General features: G+C 51.7%; 14 protein-coding genes and 1 pseudogene. 7 read left to right on the top strand and 8 right to left on the bottom strand.

Annotated features, from left to right (window positions below):
* Positions 1–28 precede the first annotated feature (28 nt).
* Entirely contained in the window at positions 29–865 is an 837-nt protein-coding gene (locus DJ75_RS18370) for a hypothetical protein (RefSeq protein ID WP_141212057.1), read from the bottom strand.
* 306 nt (positions 866–1171) lie between these two features.
* Here DJ75_RS18370 and DJ75_RS14165 point away from each other — a divergent pair, with 306 nt between their 5' ends.
* On the top strand, positions 1172–2593 hold the full coding sequence (locus DJ75_RS14165; protein ID WP_176451464.1) for a sulfatase-like hydrolase/transferase: 1422 nt from the start codon (positions 1172–1174) through the stop codon (positions 2591–2593).
* A 331-nt stretch (positions 2594–2924) separates the two neighbouring features.
* On the opposite strand, the gene DJ75_RS14160 is transcribed toward DJ75_RS14165, so the two are convergent.
* Positions 2925–3854 carry an NAD-dependent epimerase/dehydratase family protein gene (locus DJ75_RS14160; RefSeq protein WP_094525090.1) on the bottom strand — a complete coding sequence of 310 codons (930 nt, stop codon included), beginning with the start codon at positions 3852–3854 and terminating at the stop codon, positions 2925–2927.
* Positions 3855–4301: 447 nt separating this feature from the next.
* On the bottom strand, positions 4302–5513 hold the full coding sequence (locus tag DJ75_RS14155) for a glycosyltransferase (RefSeq protein ID WP_094525082.1): 1212 nt from the start codon (positions 5511–5513) through the stop codon (positions 4302–4304).
* A 695-nt stretch (positions 5514–6208) separates the two neighbouring features.
* Here DJ75_RS14155 and DJ75_RS14150 point away from each other — a divergent pair.
* Positions 6209–7195, top strand: coding sequence for a glycosyltransferase family 2 protein (locus DJ75_RS14150; RefSeq protein ID WP_217900393.1), 987 nt, complete (start codon positions 6209–6211; stop codon positions 7193–7195).
* Positions 7196–7303: 108 nt separating this feature from the next.
* Here the strand turns inward: DJ75_RS14150 and DJ75_RS18365 are convergent, their stop codons facing one another.
* Entirely contained in the window at positions 7304–8761 is a 1458-nt protein-coding gene (locus DJ75_RS18365; protein WP_141212056.1) for a right-handed parallel beta-helix repeat-containing protein, read from the bottom strand.
* 276 nt (positions 8762–9037) lie between these two features.
* On the opposite strand from DJ75_RS18365, the gene DJ75_RS14145 reads away from it, so the two are divergent.
* From DJ75_RS14145 to DJ75_RS18355, 4 genes and pseudogenes are all read left to right on the top strand, one after another.
* A complete protein-coding gene (locus DJ75_RS14145; protein WP_094525081.1) occupies positions 9038–10270 on the top strand; it encodes a glycosyltransferase in 1233 nt (410 codons plus the stop codon).
* 50 nt (positions 10271–10320) lie between these two features.
* Positions 10321–11162, top strand: a pseudogene (locus DJ75_RS14140) (transposase).
* A gap of 111 nt (positions 11163–11273) precedes the next feature.
* Positions 11274–11579, top strand: coding sequence for a twin-arginine translocation signal domain-containing protein (locus DJ75_RS19335; RefSeq protein ID WP_343124408.1), 306 nt, complete (start codon positions 11274–11276; stop codon positions 11577–11579).
* Positions 11576–14389 carry a right-handed parallel beta-helix repeat-containing protein gene (locus DJ75_RS18355; protein WP_141212054.1) on the top strand — a complete coding sequence of 938 codons (2814 nt, stop codon included), beginning with the start codon at positions 11576–11578 and terminating at the stop codon, positions 14387–14389. Before DJ75_RS19335 ends, DJ75_RS18355 begins: the two co-directional genes overlap by 4 nt.
* Before the next feature lie 191 nt (positions 14390–14580).
* On the opposite strand, the gene DJ75_RS14135 is transcribed toward DJ75_RS18355, so the two are convergent.
* The 3 genes from DJ75_RS14135 to DJ75_RS14120 form a co-directional block, all read right to left on the bottom strand.
* Positions 14581–16377 carry a hypothetical protein gene (locus DJ75_RS14135; RefSeq protein WP_094525080.1) on the bottom strand — a complete coding sequence of 599 codons (1797 nt, stop codon included), beginning with the start codon at positions 16375–16377 and terminating at the stop codon, positions 14581–14583.
* Positions 16378–16973: 596 nt separating this feature from the next.
* Positions 16974–18830 (bottom strand): alginate lyase family protein, encoded by a 1857-nt coding sequence (locus DJ75_RS14125; RefSeq protein WP_094525078.1) that lies wholly within the window; start codon positions 18828–18830, stop codon positions 16974–16976.
* Entirely contained in the window at positions 18827–20044 is a 1218-nt protein-coding gene (locus DJ75_RS14120; protein WP_094525077.1) for a glycosyltransferase family 4 protein, read from the bottom strand. Before DJ75_RS14120 ends, DJ75_RS14125 begins: the two co-directional genes overlap by 4 nt.
* A gap of 1086 nt (positions 20045–21130) precedes the next feature.
* Between DJ75_RS14120 and DJ75_RS14115 the strand changes: the two genes are divergently transcribed.
* Positions 21131–21994, top strand: a complete 864-nt coding sequence (locus DJ75_RS14115; protein ID WP_176451463.1) for a sulfatase-like hydrolase/transferase — start codon at positions 21131–21133, stop codon at positions 21992–21994.
* A 136-nt stretch (positions 21995–22130) separates the two neighbouring features.
* Here the strand turns inward: DJ75_RS14115 and DJ75_RS14110 are convergent, their stop codons facing one another.
* Positions 22131–23423, bottom strand: coding sequence for a DUF563 domain-containing protein (locus tag DJ75_RS14110; RefSeq protein WP_176451462.1), 1293 nt, complete (start codon positions 23421–23423; stop codon positions 22131–22133).
* Between the last annotated feature and the right edge of the window lie 283 nt (positions 23424–23706).

The following is a 23706-nucleotide window of genomic DNA, read 5'->3' as shown; positions in this document are numbered from 1 at the left end:
AACCACGGTAGATATATGATATAAACACTCAGTGGTTGCTATCAAAATGAGAAGTATCTCCGAGGAACTCATTCGTTATAATATCTTCCATATCTGGGTGGGTAACGTATTCACTTAAACAAGAGACAGCCCCTTGATTGGATGCCGCTTTAATAATTTCCCGCTTTTTTTGCCATTCTTCATGTCTAGCTAGCACGTTTACTGGTATCTTATTAACATTCAGAAACTTTGCGATGGCACACCGATGAAACCCCTCATTTAGGTATATTTCTCCATCTCGCCCAATTGTCACAAGCACTTCGAGAGCGTGGACATGTCTGAGAGATCCCTGCCGATTTCCTCCTTCCGGGGCATTATGCTCGGAACTCCTATTAGATCGGTAGCCATTTTGTTTAATATCGTAGAACAAATCCTCAAAGTACTCTACACGTTTTCGCTGACGATCCGAAAGGTTCTCTGCCTCTCCATTCAGGAGTCTTTTTTGTACATAGGCAGTTTCTTCCCAATCCAAACCTTTCTCAAAACGTTGCTGTATCCCTCTATAATGAGTTGTTTTTCTGATAGGAGTACACTTGTCGGTGTGATCCCAACCTCCACCTCTTATCAGTCCGAGTCCTGTGTATGGTTTTATTTCTTTATTATAACAATTCACTTGATTTGGACGTATATGTAATTTTTTGTATGGATATGCGGGAGCATCATATAGAAATTGTTGTTTCTTGTACCTAAGTACCGTCATATAGGTAAAGAACCGGCTACCAAGCAATGACTTCTGAACCTCGTTAGACATACTTCGAAGTGCTGTAAGCAGGCCTTCTTGTTGAGAAATATTAACGAACGTACGTGCTTTAGAAGGAAGTGACATTGTAAATGATTCTCACCAGTCAAATATAATTATTTGGGTTTTTTTGATCTAGAAACTTGGCAATCTGGATACAAAGATCATACCTATTACCCGGGTTAATTCCAGTAGCTATCAGGATTATGATTGTGATAAACAGATGTGCAAATCATAGTTACAACACATATGCGTTGGGAATATATAAATATCAAGTTACTATAAGAATCTTATTGATGGAGCAGAAATTGTTTATATCGGTGTTTTGATCAAACGAAGCTATGATACATACATGTGATCAAAAGAAATTCCGATATTAGAAATGTCTTTATCTTGTCAGCTGACGCGTTGAGGCATGATGCCTTTGAAGAAGTTGCACCTGACTTGCATAAAAACATCAACGGCGTCAATTTCACAAATGCCGTTGCAACTGCAAACGCGACAGCACACTCTATGCCAGCAATGGCAGCTGGAGTCTATGCAGATACCAGTGGCTACGGAATTGACAAATCTGAGGGATTAACGACAATGGCTGAAAAGTTCTCAGAGGCAGGTTACCAATGCGGATTCTGGACAGATAACTATCTAGTCAGTTCAGAATATGACTATGACCGTGGATTTAGCGCAGGAAACCTATCAAAGAAATCTTGGAAAAAGAAATCTCAGTTGATAGTCAATCAAGTTCCTTCAGAACGATTCAATCGACTTGCAAAATGGATTTATTTCCATATTTTAAACCCAGTTATAAGCCTCGGATCCTATAATCATTATTACTCTCCAGCACCTGATTTAAACAATGATGCTCTTGACTGGTTAAGCCTTAACAAGGATACAAATAAATTCTGCTGGATTCATTATATGGATACACATCATCCGTTTGAGCCTCCAGAAGAATATCTTGAGTCTAGAGAGTTCTCAAAAAAATACAGCAGATCCGATCTTTCGTCATTATCATCTGATATTATCATGTCTAATGGAGGGAGTGAATTTAGTGATGGGGAATTAAATGATATACAAGAAGCATATCTCGCATGTTGTGAATATTGGAGCGATCAGCTATTATTATTCATAAAAACTCTGAAAGATCGTGGCCACTTCGACCCAGCAAAAGACGTTATGGTGATTACGTCTGACCACGGTGAAGGTTTCGATCCAGACCTTCATAATATGATTGGTCATACACCAACTCCAGCATTCTGGGAGGACATGGTTAGAGTTCCTCTTGTAATCAGCCACCCTAATTGGAAGCAAGATACGATTAATCAACAAGTGAGTATGATAGATCTTATGCCGACTATTCTATCGACTTCTGGTATAGATGTTCCAAATACTGTTGAAGGGTATCCTGCCGAATCGCCGATTGATCTCGTTAGAAAAAAAGTATACTTTTCAGCAATAGGACCTGATGAATATTATTTCGGCATCCGGAGCTCTGAGGGATGGAAGTTGTTTTCTGACAGGATAAATACAGAAACAGGCCCTGAAATGGAGAGTGGCCGTGAAAATGACGTTCGGCGAATTATACTAACTATGCACAATGAGAAAAAAGAAAAAATTATGCATGTTTCAGATTTAGATTCGATATCATATCCTGAAAATAATGACTTATCCAAAGAATGGGATGAATTGGTAGATGCATTAGAAACAAAAATGGGTGGATTTACATCTAAAAAAGGAGAAAACAAAATAGATGATGAACTAAAACAGCATCTCCATGATTTGGGATATGTGGACGATATTCCAGAAAATAAATAAAAAGAACACAACATTATAGAATATTTGCAATCTGCCGGAGTGGCTTAATTGAACTAGTTGAGTAATCTTCTTTTGAGTCCGGTGGAGTCAATCAATTAAGAAGCATTCTTAATCTATACAATCTTTGACTCATACTCCTCCGCTCTTTATATTATAACACTTTCATTAAAATTTTTCGATAGCGATCTAGCGGTTTCTGAGAGAGGATGTCGCTTGGTAGATAATGGAGTCAAACTTATTAATCTGCCGAGAAGCTGAATTTGAATACCCTTGCTAGCATCGAGCGCCCAATTGTCTGTGATCTAGCTTTTGAGATCTAACGGGTATCACATTACTCACCTAGGTACGCTTCGATCCCATCGTAAATCTCGTATTTGGGCTCGTATCCCAGCTCCTTGCGTGCGAGGGAAATATCGGCGACGCTCTCTTTGATGTCTCCTTCTCGGGGTTCGACGTGGACTATCTCGCTGTCGGAGTTCGTTGCCTGCCTGACTGCCTCGGCGAGTTCACGGATCGTAATTTCGGTGCCTGTACCCACATTAATCCCATTGCCAGGGGCATCTTCAGCGGTCGCTGCGAGGAGGTTCGCCTGCACGACGTCGTCGACGTGCACGAAGTCGCGCGTCTGCGCTCCGTCGCCCTCAACCGTGATCGGGTCACCGGCACGGGCCTGTTCGCGGAAAATGGAGATGACGCCCGAGTAGTCGCCGGCTTGCTGACGCGGGCCGTATACGTTGAAATAGCGGAGCGCGACTGCCTCGACGTCGTAGAGGTCGTGATACAAGCGACAGTATTGATCGGCTGTAAGTTTCTCGAGGCCGTACGGGGAGTTCGGCTCCTTCGGGTGGTCCTCGTCGATCGGCGTGTACTCAGGCTCGCCGTAGATGGCCGCGCTGGACGCGAAAACGACGCGAGTGTCCGAACCGCGAGCGGCTTCGAGTATCGTGAGGATCGGGTCGAGGTTCGTCTCGTGGCTGAAGATAGGACCCTCGATAGAGCGCTGGACGCTCACCTGTGCGGCCAAGTGGAATACGAGATCAGCCTGCTCAACGGCCCCAGTTAGTCGCTCTGGGTTTCTGATTGTGTCGTTGAGAAGTGAGACATCGGGGTGAAGATTCTCTGAACGCCCGGTCGAGAGGTTGTCGTAGACGGTGACGTTGGCGTTGTCGACGAGCGAGTCCGCGATATGACTGCCTATGAAACCAGCCCCACCGATTATGAGAACTTCTGTCCCTGACGAATTGAGTTTCGTACGCTCCATAATCATTCAGACCGTATTTTCATATTGGTTATACGAACTCTGTATAATATCATACAGAAGTATTGCGAAGCGATACGGAACTATCTGACGGGTGGTGCTTGCGTCCGAGTGCTCCTGACACGCGCGGAGCTGCTGTTCTCTACACGGCGCCGAGCGACGCAGACTGGAACACCGAGAAGGTGGTTCTGTGCACTATCGAATCCAGAAACACCGAGTATACGACCGTCGCGATTGCACACCGGTTCTGGTATTCAGGACGGTGGCTGTGCCCTACGGGTGAACTGTGGACGCACGTCTAAACGGAATGACGCGCCGAATCCGCCGACAGCGATGGGGAAGAACCGGACCCGCTTCTGATCCGCTCGAACGGCTGCGGCTCGTCAGTCCCCGTACGGACGGTTTGTGTGTACTCCGGACCAATCGACAATGGCGGCTGACGAGACAGTGTTACCGGGGAGTAGTGGTCGGCGACGCTCCGTCCTCAATCGCCTCGAGGTGGATCTGTTTGACGCGGTCGGCGTGGTCTATCCACGTCCAGTTATGCTCGTATAGCCGTTCTAACCCCTTTTTTCCCATCCGCCGAAGCCGGTCGCTGTCTCCGCCCAGCGATTTGAGTGCACTTTTCAGAGCGACCGGGTCACCTGACGGCACCAATAGGCCGGTTTCCCCGTCAACTACCTGTTCGGGAACGCCGCCGACCGTTGAGGCCAGCACCGCCGTCTCACTCGCCATTGCCTCATAAATCACCGTCGGCCGACCCTCCGAGTGACTTGGCAACATCAGCAGGTCCGCAACGGCGTACCACCGTCTTAGAGCGAGCGGCGATAGGCCAGCGTAGACGTATCTATTGGAGAACGAGCTTTCGCCGACGGTCCGTCTCAGTTCGGTCTCCATGTCTCCACCGGCACCGACGAACACGAAGACGGTGTTTTCGAGATCGACGTCGGGAAGCATCTCGGTGATCTCGCCAACGCCTTTCGCCTCGCTAAACTGTCCAACGAAGAGGACGACGGTCGCATCGTGCGGAATGTCGAGCTCTTGGCGCAGTCGCTGCTCTTGATCGACGGGGAATCGTTGCGGGTCCGCGCCGATAGGAACGGTCACCACCTTCGACGGGTCGGTGAGCCGCTTCGCTATCTCAGAGAGCTCATCGCTGACGCAGAGAACGCCGGTCGCCGCCTCAAGCGTCTCCCGTATCTTCGCTTTGACGCCGCTGCGCTGGTTCTCGAAGGTATTGAGGAGCGTCCCGTGTGCGACGACGAACAGCGGGAGGTCGTGCTTCCGGGCGTAGGGCAGCATCCCGTAACCGTCGGGATAGATGTGACACGCGTGGACGACATCGGGTGGCGTGAAGGTGTCCTCGACGTACTTCGGGACTCGCTTCGCGTACGATTCGCCCGAAAGGCCGTAGAAGAACCGCTTTGGCAGGAGGTACCAGAAACGCGGGTGATGAACGGTGTAGGCGCCCCAGTTTTCGGTTTCGGGAATATTACTATACGCGGAATACGGTCCAAACGGGGGCGCGTATGGACGGGGAGAGACGACATTGAGGTCGATCCCCGCATCCGCGAGCGACTTAAAAGACCTGCGGTTGAAAATCCCGTAGTAGGGGTTGATAACGTCCGGGTGGTTGATAGCACTTCCAAGAACGGTGTACATTGTATATATTCTGTTAAAAAGATTAGCTGACCGCAAATAGTTATAGGCTATCTACCGCCTGAGAGCCCTCGCCAGCCTGCGTCAGTCTTATTTTTGTATTCCAATAAGCACCAAAGCATTCAGGCGATAACACGTAGCAGTGTTCTTCTGTCTTTGACTCGCTCGGAATCCTCACGTGGTTTAGACGGTGACTCCGCATCGATTTTGTCGTTTGAATATTATCCTGACAACCGGTTCAATTTGAACGGGGTTTCGTCGTGTGGTCACATTGTTCCGTTATATCCACAGGTGAAAGATCCTATCATGCTAACCATCTAGCTGTTTAATAGCCAGGAGAAGTAATCTGGCCCGCGGTTGGATCACATGGAAACGTTTGTGAAAATGGTTGAATCCTCCCAACTACCCAAGAGCATGAGACGCTAATAGAGGCGTGTGAGTATCTCGTTATCTCCGTGGTGTTGCGGCTGTTATGCCCGGCAAATGAGGGAGAAGAAAGAATCTCGCAGCTGTATCCGTCGGTCACGTTCCTTACCTTGCCAATGGCCAAACGGATCCTGATGGGTGACAACTCGGCCGGTGGATGATGAGAACCGAATGTTCTTATACTGCTGGAGATGTAAGCACTTTCAAGTTGATCGCGGCGGTCTGCTGACAGTATTATTGATGTATTACTCAAATGCTTAGGAAGCCAAGTATTGAAGAAGATAATGAATACAGGGTCGTCCACGAATCAAAGTCAACCGCTTGTGAGCGTTGTAATCCCGACGTACAATCGCAGTGAACATCTCCCCGATGCGGTCGAAAGCGTCGTCGAACAGACCTACGACAGTATCGAACTGTTTATCGTTGACGACGGTTCCCCAAAGCCGGTCGCTAAGACGCTGACCGACAGCGATCTTGACCGACTTGACTCAGTAACGTTCATCCGACACAACGAGAACAGGGGCGCAAACGTTGCTCGAAACAATGGTATCCGGGCATCGAAAGGGAAGTACGTCGCGTTTCTGGACGACGACGATAGATGGCACGAGACGAAGATCAGTCGACAAGTAGAAACGTTCGAGTCTTCGGCCCCAGAGGTTGGCGTCGTTTACACCGGCAAACGCACTGACAGTCCCAGCGGAACAATGGTCACCGCACCGACCGCCGAAGGTAACGTGATCAAGGAGCTGTTGAAAGGGACGAACTTCGGGCAGTTCTCCTCAATAATGGTTGCGGCCGATGCCATCGATGCCGCGGGGCTCCCTGACGAACGGTTTCCTGCTTGGCAAGACCGCGAGTGGTTCTTCCGTCTTGCCAAGCACTGCCATTTTAAACCGGTCCAAGAAACGCTTACATTCAGACAAGGCGGTGTCCCCGGCAATATCACGAGCAATTTCGAAGCAAAACGGGACGTGGCGTATCCGCTATTCATCGATAAACACTATGACTTCGCGAGAGAACACGGGCTCTATCTCGCACGGATGTTTCTTGCCTCAATGCGTCGGAACTTGGCACGGTCTGCTGTCAGAGCGGGCCGCTACCGGGAAGCACGCAAATACTTTGTTTGGTCGTTCCTCGCGAACCCACTGTTCCGGCCGTTACACCCGCACCTTGTTGCGTCGCTCGGGGGGAAGTGGACGTACGAGTCCGCCTCACTGCTACGAAAATCGGTTAATAAACTCCGAGCGTCGTTTACCTGAGGCAATTTAATACTATATATATCGGTTTCTGATCACCCCTGCTGCATTGCTGGTGGACATCATTCCTCTGACCGTCGTATATTACCATTTGACTGGCCCTGCTATCCGTCATTCAACATCATCGGCAACAGTTATGACCCCGACCTCGTCTCGCGATGGTGTCACCGGATCAAACGGTTCGGCTCCCTGATTATCTGTTTTTATACTGATATTTCCGGTGTCACCGAGGCCTCCATTTCTGTCTCTATTGAGCATATTTATACTTCCGACAGAACTCGGCGCCCTGAAAACGTTCCCTACAGTACCATGGACCGATAGTTCTCCGATATCGAAATCGAATCTTGACTCCTTGTCATCGTCATCCCGAAGGGCGCCATGGAAATCTTCGTACCCGGCGATATCACTCAAGACAATCGGACCATCTTTCCCCCCTTCAATAGCCATACTAAGGCCTCTACGAACCTGTATTGCGTGGTACGGCATACCACTGGCTTCGATATCGTTCAAAATGAATTCGGGAAGATTCGATTTGTCTCCATCGAGTCTATAAATGAAATTGCGACCGTGGTGCTCGCCGAGCCCGGGTTCTGTTTCGAGTGCGTTGGTCAACTCCGACGAGGTACCTTGAAAGTATAGTTGCGATATTCGTGTCGTTCCGCCGCCGTTCACCTTGATAAATGCATCACCACAACCCCGTGCCCAGCAATTATTGAAGATTACAGGCCCTCTGGAATTGGGATTGAGGTCAAGACATGTACCAGAGACGAGTTCGAACATAGTGTTCCTAACTGTTAGATGTTGATCACTATCGATAGTGAGGCCGAGATGATGTCCTACTACCTCTCCGTCCATATTGTTGTGCCGTCCGATTGCAATCCTATAGAAGCTACAACGATTGATGTCTATCGAGTACCCTCCTGACGCCGAACCGAGGATGCCATTAGCGTGGAAGTTACGGAACCGGACATTCTCGAAACGGAAAGCGCCTGATCCCCGAAGGTGGAGTCCCCATTGGCTCCTGTCTACTGGTAAGTCTAATTCATTTTCGTTACCGTCGTATGTCAGGCCGCTCCACTCGACGTTATGATGATCTTCTTTTTTCGAGTATCGAACTACAATATTTTCACTTGTCCCCGAGATTTCGGGTGCCACGGTGAGAAATGACTGTGCGGGGCCTTCACCGACAAAGCTCAGGCCGGCAGCGCCACGGTCGGCATCCGGATCACCTGGATAAAGAAACACACCGGTATCTCTGTGCCCCACATACCACTCGCCTTCAGGGAGATACACGGTGTTTTCATTGCTTGCAACGGACGCTTGGTGGATTGCAGTCACATTTGCCTCTGCTGCCTCGATAGATGGATCGCCCTCAATTCCGCCGTGCTCTTTAATACTCTCAGCCTCTATGTAATCGGACTCATTCGCGTTCCCCGCGTTGTTAGTGGTGGGATCAGATTCTTTCGTTAAGTGAAAGAGACCGGCCACGGCTCCGAGACCACCAGCACTAATGAGAGCTAGCGCTTTTCGGCGGGTAATTTTCAAATCTGGAGGTTGAATGTCAGCCATAGTATATGTTGAATGATATGACTCCATCGCTGAAACCAATCTTGTTGAGGGTCATTGAACTCATGCTGTCATTCGTGGTTGCTATCGGAATAAAAAGTAATATGGTTCGAAAAACAGTAAACCAGTTTATAAAATTCTTTTACCCGTTATTATAATTTAATTTATATTTGTGTGTATTCTTACGAAGATACAGTAATGTGACTCAGTACCATTTATGTGACTGCTTGGAGTTAATATGTGAATAACGATATTCATAGCACAAATATTCTTTACTAAATGGGAGAAACTAACATGCGTTCTGAACCGAAAATTTCTCTAACGTCACAGCAAGATCCGAAGAAATCGAAAAAGCGTTTTGAGAGTATTCCGCTGGTGGACAGGAATGAGGGAACGTCTCCACTCTTGTCGTTTTTTATTCCGAGTCTCGAACAGGGTGGCGCCGAACAAGTGACTATAAACCTTGTCAATGGTCTCTCCGCTCGGGGGTACAACGTTGAGTTGCTCTTAGCAAAGACTGATGGCAACTTACATTCCCAGGTCTCTAGCGACGTGGATATGGTCACTCTTCCGCCGTCACGGTCACCCGTTTTTGGCGTTGTATTGAATTTTCCGGCTCTCGTCGGTTACCTCCGCAGAAGGGAGCCTGCGATACTTTTTTCACATTTATCCCGCGCGAACGTGATTTCGATTGCCGCTAATCGTCTAATTAATGCCGACACTGTTGTTGCCGCCACCCACCACGATGCGGGCGGAACTGAGATGAATCGTGATTTGAAGACCTGGGCACTCAACCGGCTGGTTCCACTACTCTATCCTTCATCTGACTGGATTATTGCGGTATCGGAGGGTGTCGCCGAGAGTATCGTAGAACGGACGTCAGTCGAACGAGAGAACGTTATCGTTCTGTACAACCCGATAGATATTGACTCGATAAAAAGTCAGGCTCGCTGCGCCGTTGAGCATAGGTGGATAGAGGACGATGATATCGAAGTTATCCTTTACGTTGGTAGGCTCACAGAGCAGAAAGATCTAAATACATGGATCCGCGCGTTTAAAAAAGTTCATGCTCAGAACCCCGATACGAGGGGGATCATCGCTGGGAAGGGAGGGATGAGGGAGGAGTTACAGGCGTACGCGGAACGTCACGGCATAGCCGATGTAGTCTCCATACCTGGATACATCGAGAATGTTTACGGATATATGCAGAGGGCTGACGTATTCTTGTTATCATCCCGCTATGAAGGGCTTCCGTCTGTGCTCATTGAGGCACTTGCTTGTGGCTGCCCTGTCGTCGCGACGGACTGTCCGAGCGGGCCGAAAGAGATTCTGGGAGACGGTAATTATGGTCGACTCAGACCTGTCGGTGACGCCGATGGTCTTGCTGAGGCCGTTGTTGAGAGTTTGAACCATCCGACTCCACAGGAGGAACTCATTTCTCGAGCTGACGACTTCGCGACCGGGCCTGCGCTTGACAGGTACGAGCGATTTCTCGAAAACGTACTTGACTGAAGTGCTCTATTGAATAGCGATGTTATTAGCCGATATCACCGGTTTAGAAGGTGGAAGCCGAGGAAATCGATATCCTCGACTTCATAGATCAGTGTCGTCACATAGCTAAACAAGCTGTTTCACCTCGTATTACACTATTTTTGAGTCGAAGAGACCCATAGTCATATAGAAACGCCGAATCGGCTGAAGTACATGGCCGAAGTGCGTGACGCTCTCGACGCAGTTGGGCACGTTCTACCCGATCACATGACGATCTACAAGTGTCTGATCTGCTGAAAATGTGGGTGTGGTGGGCGCTGCTGCGCGTTTCTGCGTAGCAGCGCCCACAGTCCAGTCATGCCGCGCTCGACAGCACGTTTTTCGATCGGTGACATTCGTTATCGTACTTTCGACGGCGGGCCGGACGGACGATATAGACGCTCAAAGCAACGACATTGGCTGATGTGGAATCACTTGCCGTTCTCGACGTTCACATCGCAGCACGGTGGAAGCATGATACGAAGACCAGACCGCAAGTTATCTGCCAGAACGCGGACGACCTGTAATCCGTCGCCGCCGACAACGGCTTCTAAGACCTGTATTCCAAGTGCGAAATAGCCGCCCATGACGTTGAGTATCTCGTTCTTTACCACGGGTCGTCAGCGAAAGCAGCCGCGAACAACGTGCTCAATCGAGTAAATGATTCCTCTCAGCGGTAGATGGCGGAAACATCCAACTTGACAACGAAGCGCTCGCTTGGCGATGCCGTGCGGCATCGCTGAGCTGGTATCGACAGTTCCGTAAAACTGCTCTCATGTTCGCCATCACTAACATAGAACCGTCGAACCGCCGTAACCATGACTCAGTATTTGTTCAAACGGCACTACAAATCACTTTCTCATACAGAAATTAAAAACTGTGCTGTTTGAGTCCCTTTCGGCACCGTGGACAGATCTTCCCTCCCATTGTTGGAAATGATGAAGCCAAGGTCTCATCATGCAACTACCATATAAATTACCTGAAAATGAATTACATTCACACTTCTGAACTAATTTGTCCAATTATAGAAAGATTTATCTCTATTATGCTGTACTTACTACATGCGATGGCACACAAACAGGCGGATGGAGAGGAATCGGTAGAGACTGGTTCTGCTCCAAACAAATCGACATACTCGGACAGTAAAGGACGTCTTAACAGACGGAATTTTGTCAAAGGAGGCGCGGCTGTAACCGCCACATTACTCGGCACTGGAACAAGCTTGACTACTGCTTCCAGTAGTGATGCGGGTACGACATTCATGACCGACTTCAGCGAGTACGCGCTATGACACGACCAGAATACGTCCCAAGTGACGCTGAAGATATCACCGATCACGGGGCAATTAGAAATCCGGAAGACGCTGACGACGGAAAACCCTCGGTAAACCGAGATGCAATTATTGATGCCGCTAATGCTGCTGGGAGAGGTGGTTCCATTTATGTGCCAGGTGGTACGTTCTATTATGGTCGGAACAACGCCAATTCGTGGATTAGAATCGGCTCTGACACTCCTGCTGGAATATCTCTATATGGTGACGGTCCCGAAGGGTCAATGCTCGGAATCACCGAACACACACCATCTGGGAGGGTCGCGACGATGTTTCGGTATTCAAAAGATGAATACACATCTACTGCTATAACGGTCAATATTCGAGGGCTATGCTTAGATGGTAATAGTCCAAACCTAGCCGACGACGTAACAGGTTTAGGAATCCGCGTCCGGAGCGGGAACAGCGGAATGACGCTTAATATTGAAAATGTAAAAGTATACCAGATAACGCAGTCAGGAGTCTGGAAACAGGATGGTTCACTAAACATCGACTCTTGTACGTTTGAACACATCGCGATAAAGTACGAAAATGACCAATGGGACGGTTCAAACACGAGTATTGACCACTGCATCAAACCATCCCCATACGCATCCGATAGCGATAGTGCTACTATAACAAATTCTGTGTTCAAAACCTGCTCGGGTAGTGTGGTTGACCCTGAGAACGGAGCTGACGGACAGATAACAATTAAAAACTGTTACTGCGAAGGTCTTGGCACCGGTCTAGCTAAACTGGTTGGGAATCCACTTACTGTCACGAATACTTATGCGAAAATGCAGAGTGCAACTTTAGATGGTCTGCTTGCTTCATACCCTGACCGCGACCGCCCATACGACGGTCGGGTTGCAATATATTTGTTTGATGTCGATCCATCGTCTGTCACGCTCAAAGATTGCAAATTTGTCGATATGACCGAACAGGCGATGTATACGCATGACGGTAGAACATGGACAATCAGTGGAGATAATGTCGTATTTGATAACGTTGGGTTCCGCCGGGGTTTACAAGGTTCGGCTCTTAGAGAGTCAGGAATTTCAAATTTCAAATGGGACATGGATCGGCTGTCGGTACATAATGTTGATTCGTCGCTTGCCGTTATTGACACACCTAACGGTGGGGGTACTATTCAAGAACTAACATGGAGCGGAGGGAAGAGATTAGGAACGATGGGTTCGACGACAATCAACTCGGAAACCCAAGGTGGCGCCCCATTTGAACCGAATGTACCTTCACAGGACGAGGTCGGTATTAATATCTCACCGAAAGATAACGATGACCAGCCGACGACGGATTCCCCGCTATTCGATGACTGGACGCCGCAGTGGGAGAGTGATTACGAAGACTGGGGCGTCGCCTCTAGCTCCGCGTTCGCTGGTGATACTGCGCTCTCATTTGAACACTTCGGAGACACACGAGACCGACGCGCACTCTCATGTAACGACGTCGGGGAACCGACCGATGTAGAAATCCTTGACAAATTCCGCGTCCCTGAATTCACCAACGACAGTGGTCTCGGATTTCATGCGCGCGCACACGTTCGGTCGTCCGGAAGTAATGGTAGTGAAAACGGATACTGGCTTGAAGTTGAGAAACCCTCGGAATCTTTCCGCTTGGGAAAATACACAGACGGAGATGGGAAAACGATAGCAAGATTCGGAACTCCAAAAGAGGATACGTTCTATCTGAGACGATTTCGCGCAGAAGGAAGCGAACTGAAAGCCAAAGTATGGCCAGCTGTAGAGGAGGAACCCCTAAACTGGGATATCGAGACGACCGACGCAGATCACACTCAGGGCTGGATCGGTCTTGGTTCCTACGATACAGGATTAGTAGAAACAGATATGTTCAGTGTAGCGACTAGTGGTGAGACGGCTCCGCGCCTGAACTCGGGTTCCTCAACTGAGGTGACATGGAAAACCCCGGCTGATGGTGCATCTGTGAGCGGAACCGTTACAGTCCAAATCGATGTGAGCAATATCACGGAAGCGGACAGCAGTCTTGATGTTTCTTATCGTATTGCCAGTGGCTCTTGGTTGTCAGCCAATTACAATCCAGATACTGGTTATTATGAGGATTCACTGGACACTGCGCGCTTCAGTGAGGGGAATTATAAGCTCGAGGCTCGCGTAAGTGATTCTGGAAACAGCATCGCGGACGCCGTTATCGATATTGCGGTAGAAAAAACCGTCAGCATTGAAACAGTAGATGCGCGCAATATCTCGAACTCCTCGGCGACAGTTATAGGAGAGTTAACGAATCTTAGTGGCGTCCCAAGTGCGATATGTGGTTTTGAGTGGCGTAAACTTGGAACCGAAAGCTGGAACATTACCGAAGAGCAAACACTTAGCTCTGTTGGTGAGTTTAGCGAAGAAATCTCTGGGCTTGATTCTGAGATCGAGTACGAGTTCAGGGCGGTTGCGTACGAACCGGAGATAGTCGACGCCCAGACAGACACGTTCTATGCCCAGTCGTCGTCTGAAGACGAAGCGCAGCCTGTTATCGAACAGTTCGACTTACAAAATAAAAGTGACCCAGTCTGGAATCGATTCGATGTCGACTGGGCGGTGTCCCACGCCGGTGGCGATCTTGACACGGTGGTCACGAAACTTCGATACGATGGATCGACAGTCGATGCCGAAAGTACAAGTATCACCGGCGATACCGCGAGCTATACTCACTTAATGCGCGTTCGAGGTCCAATTGATGAAGTTGTCCTTTCGGTTAACGATAGTGAAAACAGAATTACGACGGAAAGTAAATCTATCTGACGCTCTATATCAATAAACCTGCGCGGGCTTTCGGCGCATTTTTACTGTTTTGGAATAAAATTCAATTAATATTTTTTGCAACATATTCGATCCTTGTCTGATCGCGACCGTCGCTTCAAAACCGGCGCAACCTCTTCTGTCCAGAAGTACAGTACTAATCACGCGGTGAGAAACTGGAGTGATCCACGCAATCACTCTATTTCACCCTCTATTAGGTACTGTGTTTGATCACCGTTGTCGTAGGTCCGTGTAACCGTTCGATCCTGCTCAAGTCGATCGAACTCCTCAGGAGTGAATCGCCAGTTCTCTTGAAACCTTGGATATATCTCCGGATAAAATATCCGTGCACGGTGACTAATCAATAAATAATGATTATTTGTATAGTTACTTCCCATAAACGTATCTACATCATAATTAAAATGATCAGGCGAACGTTGAAACGAAGGGGTATCTTCTGGCCCGGTCCGGAGTCCGTACAAGGCGTGAGAGTAGCGGTAATACGAAAAGCTGGCTTCCAAGTAGGTGTCTGCAGTAGTATCGTGTTCAGCCATCCAAGCGGCCGAACTAAACTGCATCTCAGTTATTTGATGGTTACTCTCGGCTTCTACCGGGGAAAGATGGGCGCCAGATACAGAAAGGCCGGTAAGTAGAATTAGCGTCACGATCAGGATGACGCCGACACTCTTTCGTATTTTGGACTCGTATAGCGGCCATTCTATTTGTTTCAACAGAACGTAAAATAGTCTTCCAACGAGAATGGTTGCAAATATCTTCCCAATCTGGAACGGCCGCTCATGAGGAACGATGAGATCCACCAATAGGAACGCGAGGCCGCCGAGGCTAAACACAGCGAGTGCCATGGCGAACGCGAAAATGAATGTGCCCACATTAGAACGGCCCTTCCATAATATATACGTCATAGCTGCGATGAATGCAAATCCGAGGGCGAAAAGTAGAAATTCGATCCCCAGCCGAAACACCGCAACTCTGACAATATCTATTAGCGGCGGAGACGCTTCATTAACGGTCTGAGTGTAATTGTCTGCAGGGGAGTTGCCGCCACCGAGCCCAAAAATTGACTCATATACAAAATCAAATCGGAGTATTATCCCAGTAAAATTTGAATACCAAGTGAAAAATATCACCGCTGAGATTGACACGACGTTCGTCGGGGTTAGATCGCTTGTATGGACTCGAGGAATATATCGACTCAAGAACCAGATGGCAAAGATACCAATGGTGAAAATACCAACTAATGGGTGGTATAGTATTATCGACACGAGTGTGACGACAAACGCGACTCGAAACCCAATTGCACTAGTACGCTGGCTCGCGACGAACAGATACAACACGAGCGTGAGTAGCAAGACGGCGAAGCCAAACGGACGAAACTCTGTATGCGCACGTCCCATAACTGGGAGCATTGTGAAGGGGAGGACTAACAGAATTTGCTGACGGCACTCGAACAGGCGAGCCAGCAGATAGAACATCGCTCCGAAGTAGAGCACTGACAAGACCAGTGGAAGAAACATAGCAACCGTCCGCAACTCCCAGCCGGTCGCGGTAGAGAGAGTGACTGCGAGGAGATGAGTCAGCGGATATATGTTCCCGAACACCTCCCCGCTGTTCACAATATCCAATGCATATCCGATGTGGCTCAGCGGGTCGCCGCGAAAGTACATGTAGTAGCCTCGAACGAACGGCAATGAGAGGAGTAACGCGTTCGATATGAGTATCAGACACAGCCCAAAGATCCATGAGCGTCCGGTGGACTGGACTGCGCTTCCGAGGATAACGAGCGCGCCGACGAGCATGGCGCCGACGAGACAAATCCAAAAATAGAACGGATACGCTCCATATATTGATATCTCATATCTCTCCGCCGGTGGGACAACGATGGCGATCGCGACGGCGATAATAAGCAGCGCAACGCCGAACAGCGCAGCCTTTTCGAGCAACGTATCTTCGTTGCATGTCTCACGATGCATATCAGTAACAGAAATCAACGTGGCGGCCCTTCATCGACCCGCTATTCTCCTTCCGCTCGTTATCGCGGCTACACACAGCCCTCTCACGGTCTGTTCGATGGTCGCTAGCTTTGAGATTGACCGGCTTCCTCTGTTCCATACCAAATGGTGTGTCTCGTATAGGATCGTTATGTCCATCATATACCTTCGGTCGGAGACCGATATCTGTCTCCTTACTATCCACACAACGACTGAACGTGAATTATGCCGACGTGGTCCTTTCGGAGCCGAGCGAGTGCGGATCCGAAAGCAAACAACGGAAAGCTCCGGTTGTTGCTTATAACCTTCGTAGCGTACCTACTGATCTCCCCGGTTGTTATGCTGCTGCTCGAACTGCTCTCGATCAGAGTGTACCTGCTCTCCTCGTTTTGCTGGTTCTTGATCTCGAGTGAGGTATTCGCACCTCAAATACGAGGTACGACGTGGTGGAACCGGATACAGTGGATCAAGCTATGGGGATGGATCGTCGTGATATACATCGTGACCGAGCGCTTCAATGCCGTGCTCGCGTAGGTTTACGGCCTCGGGGACCAGCGCGTAGGGAGATCGCTCAACCGCTACGCATCTGTGTCGTCTCGCTGTACAACGTCGACCCTGGTACAGATATCAGTGCCAGAGTCTGACGTCACCTCGATCGACGGACGGTCCTGTTCCCGTCCGAAACGCTCGAAGTACGGCGTCCGAACAAGCCGGTGGTCGGAACCGCCCGTGAAGCCGAACCTCGCCAGCTCGGAGCCGTCTGCGTGGACCACGAACTCTTGGCCGAGCGCGTTGGCCTCACGAACATCGATAGACGGGTGGAAGTGATATCTAACGGTGTACTCGTCCGCCTCGTCCGACTGGACGCTATCTGCGACCTTCCACCCGGATCCGGTTGCGACTACCTCTCGTCGGTGTTCGTATCGCGGACCGAGCGTCGTGTTTCTCGAATACTTCGCCTCAACACCGTTTGCACCCCGCTTGAGGACGTCTACTGCGGTTCGTCTACCCATAAGATAACTCCCGCCGATGGGTATCGGCTCGGCGTCGGCATACTGGACCGTGTTGTGGGACCTGACGCTTCTCGAATACTGCCTCCGCTCGTTGCCGCCGTAATCGTACACACCCGTATCCGCGAGCACCTGCGTTCCGTCTATCCAAAGCAGCAAGCTCAGATGGTCGTTGTGTGAGTGTGCAGGGAGATGAGCCGGTCCGACGTCACCGACGTCGATCAGCATCGTTCCCCCGGCAGAGGATATCATTTGATACCCCGACCCCCCGGGATGATCTAACTGAACAGCCTCTCGATCGAGCGAACAGGACGCTCCGTACGCGAGACAACTGCCGGCTTCAAGCTGTTCCCCCCGGACGGCGTCGTTCAACAGCGGTATTCCGACGCCTGGCTCCGACACTTCGGCGAGAAATCCGAGCGCCCGCTCGGCGGTCTCTCGGATCGTCTCGCTCGGGCGACCCGTTTCCGTGAGGAGGTCGTGGGCGGTGATGTATCGCCGGAGCACCATGATGTGATACATCGGACTCCGCTCGAAGTGGCCTCCGTCGGCCAGAAACTGCGTCTCGGCGGCCTGCTCCAGGATGTCGACCCCCTTCTCGGTCCAGCCCGTGTCGTGATGATCGAAGAGCACGCCGGCCATTATCAACGCGATGGCGTTTTCTATCAGGTGGTTTCCGTCGATCTCGTACTCGACGTGATTCTCGAGAAATAACGCGTTCTTGTATATCGCCTCGTACACGCTCTCAGAAACGGAGTCGGAACCGTCCTCCTCGCACCACGCCGCGTATCGGCTCCAGTTGAGTATCCGCAACGAGACCGAGTGCGGGATCCAAGAGCGACGAAGGTACTGCCTCTCTCCGATGGGGTTTTCGCTCGCCCACGAGAGGATCTGCGGTTCGAACGTCGATCGGATCGAATCGTCGCTCGACGAGCGCTCATCGCCGAGAACCAACCACTCCAGGTGTTCGAACGACTGGAGCTTCAACCGCCAGAGGAGCGGAAACTCGTCGAGCTTCTCGTGGTCCCAATCGATCTCGTCACCGAAGGATATCGTTCGTCCGATAAACGTGAACTCCCCGGCAGCGGCCTCGGAGGCCAAATTCCGACTGTGGTCGCGTTTCGCGTCGGAAAGGCTCCGTCTGATCCTCGTTAGGTTTCGCTGTACCGGTCCCGTCCGAGCCACCAACTCCGCGGGGATCAGGCGCTCGTACCGCGAGTCGAAATCGATCGGGAGACGGGGGACGACGGCGTGACGCAGCCTCCGCTCGACGATTCCCGTCAACTGTGCGAGCGTCATGTTTCTCGCGGTGTGATAGAACAGCGGCCAGTCGCTCGGCGTCGTGAGCGGTTCGCTCCGACCGTCGGACGAGCCGCTCGGCTCGAACGCACGGGGGATCGACCTATCATCGGAAGAGTCGTTCACGAGATGACGACCTCATCGAGTACGGCGCTCAGTCGAGCCGCGATGACGCCTCGGTCGTACCGTTCTACCACGTGCTCTCGTCCGTTCCTCCCGAGTTGCTCGCGTCTTTCGGGATCTGCCAGCAGGGTGTCGAATGCCTCCGCGAGTCGTTGCGGGTCGTTCTCCACGAAGACGCCTCCCTCAGACTCATCGATCAGAACCTCTATTTCGCCGATCCCGGTCGCCACGACGGGGAGTCTGAAAGCCATGTACTCGTAGGCCTTCGTCGGAATCGCGTACTCCAACACGTCGTCGCTTTTCAGCGGTGCCACGCCGATTGCGGCGTTATCGAGTATCCCGGGAATTTCCTCTCTCGGTACGAGTCCCGTAAACTCGACCCGGTCGTCGAGTCCCTCCTCGGAGACGAGCTCATCGAGATCGTTCCTTATGTCACCGTCACCGACAATCCGAAGCGTCGCGGTGTCGGAGTCCATCTCGGACAGGGCCTTGATGCAGGCTTCGAGGTCCTGTGCGTGACCGACATTACCCGTATACACGATGGTCGACGCCGACTTACCGTCCGTTGGTCGAAACTCGGCGGTCTCGACTCCGTTCGGCAGGTGGACAATCTTCCGGTCATCGATCCCGTACTGGCTTTCGAGACGCTCACCGAGGACGGTGGTCGTTACCGTTACCCGGTCAGCGGTCCGAAGGACGACTCGCTCGTAGGCCCGGCTGACCCGTTCGAGCACCCCCCCTTCCTCGATAAATCCGAGACCGACCGACGCGTCTATCCACAGGTCCCGCACGTCGACGATCCACGATTTCCGAGAAAGGAGACCGAATGGGAGGGCGGCCATTCCGGTAAATATGGGAGGTGATGAGGTGATCACGGCATCGTACGTTCGATAATTGAACAGCAACCAGAGGAACGCGTGAATCGGAAACAGGAGATAGTAGGCCATTCGGCTGATGAACCCGGGGTCTTCGAGCGTTGGCTGCCACGCCCACAGTCGATGGACGGTCACGCCGTCTCTGGTGTCCGTCGTCTTTCGATCCCAACTCCGATCGAACTGTCCGTGGGGAAACGCTGGCGGGGGTGCGAGAACAGTCACTTCCCACCCTTCCGCGGCTAAGCGAGAACACGTGTCACTGACTCTCGATGCGTTCCCCGACTTATCCGGCGGGTAGTGTTGAGACGCGACGACAACGCGTTGAGCGTTCTGGTCACTCATTATCCTTATAGAATGCGTATTGCCTCCGAGCCAGCGTGAGTCCACGGAACAGCTCCATATCTTCGGCTACTACGACGGACCGACTGGGGGAGCCCGTCACTCCGTGTCGGAGTCGCCGACGGATTCGTCTGCCCGCCCTCTCGTGACGGCGATCGACCGCTGTCTGTTCGGCAACGAGTTCCATCTTATCGGCCGGGGTACTCATCTCGACGGTAGCACTCACACTTCGAGTCCGGCGTAAAGAAACGGCTCTCGGAACGCAAAACGGAATCCGTTCTGATGGACTGGAGTGGCGCTTTCGACTGCTGTATCGGATGTGTTCGTTCACGGTGAATTCGTTCGCTCAACCGTCGTCCCAGCCTGCTGATGTCCGAGCATTCGACAGATTCGGACATTGTTACAATCGAGATAACGCTCGTCTTGTGTCTCGATATGGACGGCTTACTGGACGGTAGACGGAGACGTCAAACCGGCCGACGCCGTTCGGGTCCGTTTCACGGGACGGACCCAGCTCGCGGTGACCAAGTGGGCGGTGGGGAGTAAGCAATCCGTACGACTCGCGCTCGATTCGGTTTCTACGGCGAACACGCCCGCAGAGGAGCGCGACGTCCAGGTACCGTACCCACTCGCCGGGTTGACGAGAAACGCTTCGCGGTCTCTACACTGACGTCGTCTGCACGACCACCGGGTCGGCCATCGTCGGGCATGAATTCTGCATCCGAGTCGTCTCAGCCATCGATCCTCACGCACGTGCTATTCGATTACGAAACGCGGACGGTCTGACCCGTTACCTCTTGTTCTACTGAAACGATACTGTCAATAACTTCCACGCGAACCGTTGACCATGAACATTCTACCGTCAGACTGCCGCTCGGTGTCGAGATATCGGGATGCCGTGATGTTGGAAAGTGTTTATCAGTCGCTGAACAGCGGATGTCCACGATGACTTCCGCGCAACTTATCAAGAAAGGGCTGCGTTCACCCGAAAAAATACCTTCCTATCTCGGCGGAAAGTTTCGGTCCGTAGCCCAGACGGCTCAACTCGAAGCGTATCGTCGGCGGCATTCGATAGCCCGACAGAAGCCATTGATTCACGAACTCGTTGATACTGATGAGTTCGTGCTGGTGATTCTGGACGCGTGTCGACACGACTTCTTCAGCGAAGCGTATCAGGACTACCTCAGTGGGGAGCTAACGGAAGTGTGGGCTTCCGGCAGATGGACTGCACAGTACTGTAGTCGGACGTGGACCAAGGAGTACGACTTAGTTTACGTCAACAGTATGCCCGTGTTTTCCGACTTCTACTTCGAACTCCGCGACATGGACTTCCGCCCGAGTGAACACATAAAGGATCTCACGCACATTTGGGAGTCCGAGTGGGACGCTTCGTTGGGTACGACACCCGCGAAGGAAATCACGAACGAAGCCTTGCGACGTGCGAACGCCGACGGGCCGACGCGTATCGTCGCTCACTACGCGCAGCCGCACGTTCCGTACGTCGGCGAGAAAACGATCGGCAGTTGGTCTACCGATGAGGCGGCACTCGGGGAAGACGCGGAGCTCCGGGAGGTTCTCGCACAGGACCGCAAACGTCCGACGCAAGTCGTTCTCGATAATATCTACAACGGGGAAGTGAGCGACAGCGAGCTGAAAGAAGCCTACCGGAGCAACTTGGAATACGCACTCGCCGAAGTCGAACGGCTCGTTCACCGCGTCGACTGTCCGGTCGTGATCACCGGAGACCACGGTGAACATCTCGGAGAGGGCGGGCGCTACCTACACGAAGAAGACTCGACCGTCGTCAGACGCGTCCCGTGGTTCGTCGTGTCGCCGGACGAACTGGGTACGGAGTCGAACGAGACGGACCCGTCCAACTCGCACAAAAGCAAATCGTATTCCGGGTCGGAAGAAGAACTCGAGGAGCGACTCCGCAACCTCGGATACAAGTGAATTCAACGTGTCCGAAAATCACGAAAAGACGACACTTCCGATTGCGCTGATGACTTGTTCGTAAGCGCTCCGGTGGCTCCGTCCGGATTCGGGCAGCTACCGACTGTTCATACGATCGAAGTCGAGTGTACGGCACTCACGGTTTGGAAGCGGCTACTCCCTCGATGTTCGCCAACATATCCCTCAGATCCGTCGTATCCACCTCGATCGGGCTGCTGTGATCGCCTTCACCCCCGCATCGCAAATATTTGAACTCGTGACCGCAGAGCTGTGCTAAGTGTTGATACGTGGGGTACGGCTTGTTCATAAGCTCAATAACGTGTGCCTCTCTGGCGAAAACCATGTTTATCAGCCCCGCTCCGTGGGGCCCGATGATGACCTCCGCGTTTTCGTAGAGTCTGACCTGTTCAGCGACGGAGAGCGTCTCCGGCGTACACCATTCGACGTCGAACTCTTTGAGCACACCCTTCAGCTCCTCTTTGTTGGTGACGTACCGACCGCGACCACCGAGGTTCTCTCTCGAGATGTAGATTCGGTCGGGAAGTTCCTCGGACGGGACCGGCGCTCGTGACTTCATCTCGCGCCTCAGCCAGTCGACGTCCTCCCTCGAGGGCTCGTACACCTGCTGGTTTCTCGGGACCGACTCGCGAGATGGCGAAACGACCAAACTATCTGCCCTCGCGACTGGCTTGTCTAACGGGACGACGTCGTCGACGCCAACTAAGGAGAGCGTTTCACGAATCCACCCTGGCGGATCCGACTCGACGATTACCGTCGGGTCGCGACCCGTCGCCTCCTTGTACCGTTCGAGCCCGCGGATCTTCGGCAACTGGTCGAGGAGCCAGTGGCCGTAGCTCGGTGCCCTCCGGCATATCGGGAAGACCGATTCAAACTGTGGCACGTCATTGAATCGATTGTACGACTGAACGTACCCCCCACAGAGCTGTCTCATCCTATCGCTCGTCGTGCGATCCGAATACCCCGTCCGCTTGTGAAACGGCGTATCGGCCTGCGCAGCGCCCCTTCGGGGGCCGAATATCGGCTTCTCGGTCTCCATGACCAACTTTCTGTTTCGCGTCAAGACGAGTGGGTCGTCGCCACCGATCAGGAGCCCGCCGTCGAGCTCACAGACGAACGGCCGGCTCACGTCGTACGTCCCCGCGTATTCCGCGAACAGATCAGGGACTCCGCTCTCGTCGTTCCGTATTTCGATCTTCTCAGACGAACCGTATTCCCAGTACCGGTCGCTCCCTTTCGCCTGCTGAATCATCTCTTCGCGACTGATAGAACCGAATATCAGGTGAAAACCCCAAACGATCAGATCGTAGTATATCCGGTTCGCCGCCGCCTCGACGAAGCTAATCACCCCGTCGTGTTTTATTTTTTTAACGGCGGCGTCTGCGACCGCAGACGATTTCTTCGGGATCATTGATATCGTCGAAATCACATTCATAACGAGACCCCGGTCTCGACGTCACCTTCGAATCCTGTCCAGGGCATGGTTCTATCTCCCGAATCGGCACCTCCAGGCGACCAGCCGGCAGTCAGCGCTGAGCCGTTCCACGGTTTCGTCCGCTCACACCGAAGGGGCATCTTCGCCGGCGTGATATCGCCTCTTCGATGGCTGTGTTCCCGAAGACCTGCGGTCTTCGAGTGAGGAACGAACCCGGTTTCCGGACCGCGCAGTGCAGCGCCAAGCGACTTGGGTGACA

The sequence above is a fragment of the Halorubrum sp. Eb13 genome (assembly GCF_002252895.1).
In the GTDB taxonomy this organism is placed as follows: Archaea; Halobacteriota; Halobacteria; order Halobacteriales; family Haloferacaceae; genus Halorubrum.
The sequence above is the reverse complement of the archived record's forward strand: the minus strand, read 5'-3'. Positions and strand labels throughout refer to the sequence as shown.